General features: G+C 52.5%; 1 protein-coding gene, 2 tRNA genes and 2 rRNA genes. All 5 read right to left on the reverse strand.

Annotated features, from left to right (window positions below; translation table 11 throughout):
- Positions 1-47: 47 nt before the first annotated feature.
- Positions 48-2,942: ribosomal RNA gene (locus tag FGO67_RS16935) — 23S ribosomal RNA — on the reverse strand.
- A gap of 318 nt (positions 2,943-3,260) precedes the next feature.
- Positions 3,261-3,336 (reverse strand) — tRNA-Ala (locus FGO67_RS16940).
- Positions 3,337-3,381: 45 nt separating this feature from the next.
- Positions 3,382-3,458, reverse strand: a tRNA-Ile gene (locus FGO67_RS16945).
- An 89-nt stretch (positions 3,459-3,547) separates the two neighbouring features.
- A 16S ribosomal RNA gene (locus FGO67_RS16950) occupies positions 3,548-5,087 on the reverse strand.
- Together the 16S and 23S rRNA genes with 2 tRNA genes alongside form the textbook arrangement of a ribosomal RNA operon.
- A gap of 122 nt (positions 5,088-5,209) precedes the next feature.
- The coding region (locus FGO67_RS17165) for a hypothetical protein (RefSeq protein ID WP_238942545.1) at positions 5,210-5,501 on the reverse strand (292 nt) is incomplete at its 5' end.

Consider the following 5,501-nt stretch of genomic DNA (forward strand, 5'->3'; position numbering starts at 1 on the left):
AGTGATGTTGATTTCGTTGCGTTATCCGCAATTGTCTTGGGTGTTATATAGTCAAGCCGCACGAGCAATTAGTATCGGTTAGCTCAACGCCTCGCAGCGCTTACACACCCGACCTATCAACGTCCTGGTCTTGAACGGCTCTTTAGGGACCTTAAAGGTCCAGGGAGATCTCATCTTGGAAGGGGCTTCCCGCTTAGATGCTTTCAGCGGTTATCCTATCCGAACATAGCTACCGGGCAATGCGTCTGGCGACACAACCCGAACACCAGCGGTTCGTCCACTCCGGTCCTCTCGTACTAGGAGCAGCTTTCCTCAAATCTCCAACGTCCACGGCAGATAGGGACCGAACTGTCTCACGACGTTCTAAACCCAGCTCGCGTACCACTTTAAATGGCGAACAGCCATACCCTTGGGACCGGCTTCAGCCCCAGGATGTGATGAGCCGACATCGAGGTGCCAAACACCGCCGTCGATGTGAACTCTTGGGCGGTATCAGCCTGTTATCCCCGGAGTACCTTTTATCCGTTGAGCGATGGCCCTTCCATACAGAACCACCGGATCACTATGACCTACTTTCGTACCTGCTCGACGTGTCTGTCTCGCAGTTAAGCGGGCTTGTGCCATTACACTAACCGCATGATGTCCGACCATGCTTAGCCCACCTTTGTGCTCCTCCGTTACGCTTTGGGAGGAGACCGCCCCAGTCAAACTACCCACCACACAGTGTCCTCAACCCCGATAAGGGGTCCAAGTTAGAACCTCAAACATGTCAGGCTGGTATTTCAAGGTTGGCTCCATGAGAACTGGCGTTCCCACTTCAAAGCCTCCCAGCTATCCTACACAAACATGCTCAAAGTTCACTGTGAAGCTATAGTAAAGGTTCACGGGGTCTTTCCGTCTAGCCGCGGATACACCGCATCTTCACGGCGATTTCAATTTCACTGAGTCTCGGGTAGAGACAGCGCCCCCATCGTTACGCCATTCGTGCAGGTCGGAACTTACCCGACAAGGAATTTCGCTACCTTAGGACCGTTATAGTTACGGCCGCCGTTTACCGGGGCTTCGATCAAGAGCTTCGCACGAATGCTAACCCCATCAATTAACCTTCCGGCACCGGGCAGGCGTCACACCGTATACGTCCACTTTCGTGTTTGCACAGTGCTGTGTTTTTAATAAACAGTCGCAGGGGCCTGGTATCTTCGACTGGCATCAGCTCCACCCGCGAGGGGTATCACCTACTACCAGCGTGCCTTCTCCCGAAGTTACGGCACCATTTTGCCTAGTTCCTTTACCCGAGTTCTCTCAAGCGCCTTGGTATTCTCTACCTGACCACCTGTGTCGGTTTGGGGTACGGTCTCGAATAGCCTGAAGCTTAGAAGATTTTCCTGGAAGCATGGCATCAATGACTTCCCGCTCTAAAAGAGCAGTCGTCGTCGCGTCTCAGAATTGTGGACCCGGATTTGCCTAAGTCCACTCCCTACACGCTTAAACCGGGACAACCGTCGCCCGGCTCACCTAGCCTTCTCCGTCTCTCCATCGCAGCTATCCAAGGTACGGAAATATTAATCCGTTTCCCATCGACTACACCTTTCGGTCTCGCCTTAGGGGCCGACTCACCCTGCGCCGATTAGCGTTGCGCAGGAACCCTTGGTCTTCCGGCGTGCGGGTTTTTCACCCGCATTGTCGTTACTCATGTCAGCATTCGCACTTCTGATACCTCCAGCATGCTTCTCAACACACCTTCGCAGGCTTACAGAACGCTCCCCTACCCCGCATACAAAGTATGCAGCCGCAGCTTCGGTGACCAGTTTGAGCCCCGTTACATCTTCCGCGCAGGCCGACTCGACTAGTGAGCTATTACGCTTTCTTTAAAGGATGGCTGCTTCTAAGCCAACCTCCTAGCTGTCTGAGCCTTCCCACATCGTTTCCCACTTAACTGGTACTTGGGGACCTTAGCTGGCGGTCTGGGTTGTTTCCCTCTTCACGATGGACGTTAGCACCCACCGTGTGTCTCCCGGATAGTACTCACAGGTATTCGGAGTTTGCATCGGGTTGGTAAGTCGGGATGACCCCCTAGCCGAAACAGTGCTCTACCCCCTGTGGTATTCGTCCGAGGCGCTACCTAAATAGCTTTCGGGGAGAACCAGCTATCTCCGGGCTTGATTAGCCTTTCACTCCGATCCACAAGTCATCCCCTGGCTTTTCAACGACAGTGGGTTCGGTCCTCCAGTTGATGTTACTCAACCTTCAACCTGCTCATGGATAGATCGCCCGGTTTCGGGTCTATGCCCAGCGACTAAATCGCCCTATTCAGACTCGGTTTCCCTACGGCTCCCCTAAACGGTTAACCTCGCCACTGAACATAAGTCGCTGACCCATTATACAAAAGGTACGCCGTCACGGAACAAGTCCGCTCCGACTGCTTGTACGCATACGGTTTCAGGATCTATTTCACTCCCCTCACAGGGGTTCTTTTCGCCTTTCCCTCACGGTACTGGTTCACTATCGGTCAGTCAGGAGTATTTAGCCTTGGAGGATGGTCCCCCCATATTCAGACAGGATACCACGTGTCCCGTCCTACTCGATTTCACTAAACTCAGGTTTCGGATACGGGGCTATCACCCACTATGGCGGCACTTTCCAGAGCCTTCTCCTACCAGTTGTTTAGCTTAAGGGCTAATCCCCGTTCGCTCGCCGCTACTTAGGGAATCTCGGTTGATTTCTTTTCCTCGGGGTACTTAGATGTTTCAGTTCCCCCGGTTCGCCTCTTACACCTATGTATTCAGTGCAAGATACCCGACCGAAATCGGGTGGGTTTCCCCATTCAGAAATGTCCGGATCACAGCTCGTTTGCCAGCTCCCCGAACCTTATCGCAGGCTTCCACGTCTTTCATCGCCTCTGACTGCCAAGGCATCCACCGTATGCGCTTAGTTGCTTGACTATATAACCCCAAGACAACTGTTCTCGCTGCAAGCATCCGGACCAGGCAAGCCTGACTCAGAGTCTTGTGTCGAGACAGTCACTTGAAGCGATATAACAACCACTTCAACGACAACACCGGATAACGCTTGAAATCGCTATCACTTGAATACGTTCTCTCGGAGATAATGAGAGAATCGTACTCGTGTTCTTTCTCGTCCAATTTGTTAAAGAGCAAATCTGACCCAGTGATCAGAAAGAAGAACTTCATCCAACAACATCGGTTATTGATGAAATGCTTGTTTCTGGACACTGCTAACCGAAGTTAGTCAGTAAATATTGGTGGAGCTAGGCAGGATCGAACTGCCGACCTCCTGCGTGCAAGGCAGGCGCTCTCCCAGCTGAGCTATAGCCCCATTTAAGCTACCTCAAATTGTCCAACTCCAGGAGTTGAGCAATTTTGGTGGGTCTGGGTGGACTTGAACCACCGACCTCACCCTTATCAGGGGTGCGCTCTAACCACCTGAGCTACAGACCCAATGGTACGGGCCTGATAGACCCATCTGCTCTCTTTATTAATCAACCAAGTAATTCGTGTGGACTCTGACCGAAGCATTCGGCTTCGTTTAAGGAGGTGATCCAGCCGCAGGTTCCCCTACGGCTACCTTGTTACGACTTCACCCCAGTCATGAACCACACCGTGGTGATCGTCCTCCCGAAGGTTAGACTAACCACTTCTGGTGCAATCCACTCCCATGGTGTGACGGGCGGTGTGTACAAGGCCCGGGAACGTATTCACCGTGACATTCTGATTCACGATTACTAGCGATTCCGACTTCACGGAGTCGAGTTGCAGACTCCGATCCGGACTACGATGCGTTTTGTGAGATTAGCTCCCCCTCGCGGGTTTGCAGCCCTCTGTGCGCACCATTGTAGCACGTGTGTAGCCCTGGCCGTAAGGGCCATGATGACCTGACGTCATCCCCACCTTCCTCCGGTTTGTCACCGGCAGTCTCCCTAGAGTTCTCAGCCGAACTGCTAGCAACTAGGGATAGGGGTTGCGCTCGTTACGGGACTTAACCCAACATCTCACGACACGAGCTGACGACGGCCATGCAGCACCTGTGTCAGAGTTCCCGAAGGCACCAATCCATCTCTGGAAAGTTCTCTGCATGTCAAGGCCAGGTAAGGTTCTTCGCGTTGCGTCGAATTAAACCACATGCTCCACCGCTTGTGCGGGCCCCCGTCAATTCATTTGAGTTTTAACCTTGCGGCCGTACTCCCCAGGCGGTCAACTTAGTGCGTTAGCTGCGCCACTAAGGATTCAAGATCCCCAACGGCTAGTTGACATCGTTTACGGCGTGGACTACCAGGGTATCTAATCCTGTTTGCTCCCCACGCTTTCGCACCTCAGTGTCAGTGTTGGTCCAGGTAGCCGCCTTCGCCACTGGTGTTCCTTCCTATATCTACGCATTTCACCGCTACACAGGAAATTCCACTACCCTCTACCACACTCTAGCCTGACAGTTCGAAATGCCGTTCCCAGGTTAAGCCCGGGGCTTTCACATCTCGCTTATCAAACCACCTACGCGCGCTTTACGCCCAGTAATTCCGATTAACGCTTGCACCCTCCGTATTACCGCGGCTGCTGGCACGGAGTTAGCCGGTGCTTCTTCTGTGAGTAACGTCAAGGCTAGCCCGTATTAAGGACTAACTTTTCCTCCTCACTGAAAGTGCTTTACAACCCGAAAGCCTTCTTCACACACGCGGCATGGCTGGATCAGGGTTTCCCCCATTGTCCAATATTCCCCACTGCTGCCTCCCGTAGGAGTTCGGGCCGTGTCTCAGTCCCGATGTGGCTGATCATCCTCTCAGACCAGCTACGGATCGTCGCCTTGGTGAGCCTTTACCTCACCAACTAGCTAATCCGACATAGGCACATCCAATAGCGCAAGGTCCGAAGATCCCCTGCTTTCTCCCGAAGGACGTATGCGGTATTAATCCGGGTTTCCCCGGGCTATCCCCCACTACTGGGCAGTTTCCTATGCATTACTCACCCGTCCGCCGCTCGTCAGCGGGTAGCAAGCTACCCCTGTTACCGCTCGACTTGCATGTGTTAAGCCTGCCGCCAGCGTTCAATCTGAGCCATGATCAAACTCTTCAGTTTAAATCATACAAGAATCCGAAGATTCTCTATTCTTGCTCAAGACAAAACTCAATTTCGACGAGTCACTGTCCTGATATTTCGTATCCGAAATACCTCGGCCAGCGCCCACACGAATTACTTGGTCAATTTTTTAAAGAGCGTTTGAGCTGTTGCTCAATCAAGGTGGCGTATTCTACATCGTGTCGCCGCCTTGTCAACCGTTTATTTTCAATGTTTTCCGTCTCCGGAAAGCGCCGAAAATCAACCGGCTTACTGCTTGTTTCGAGAGGGCGCATTCTACAGCGATTCACCTCTCTGTCAACCGCTTTCTGAAGAATTTTGAAACTCAATTTCTTCAACAATTTCAAACGGTTGCCTTCCTCGGTAGCCGCTGTGTCAGTGGCTTGTCCCTCAGAAGAGATGCGCATTCTACAG

The sequence above is a fragment of the Marinobacter sediminum genome, assembly GCF_016820575.1.
GTDB lineage: Bacteria > Pseudomonadota > Gammaproteobacteria > Pseudomonadales > Oleiphilaceae > Marinobacter > Marinobacter sediminum.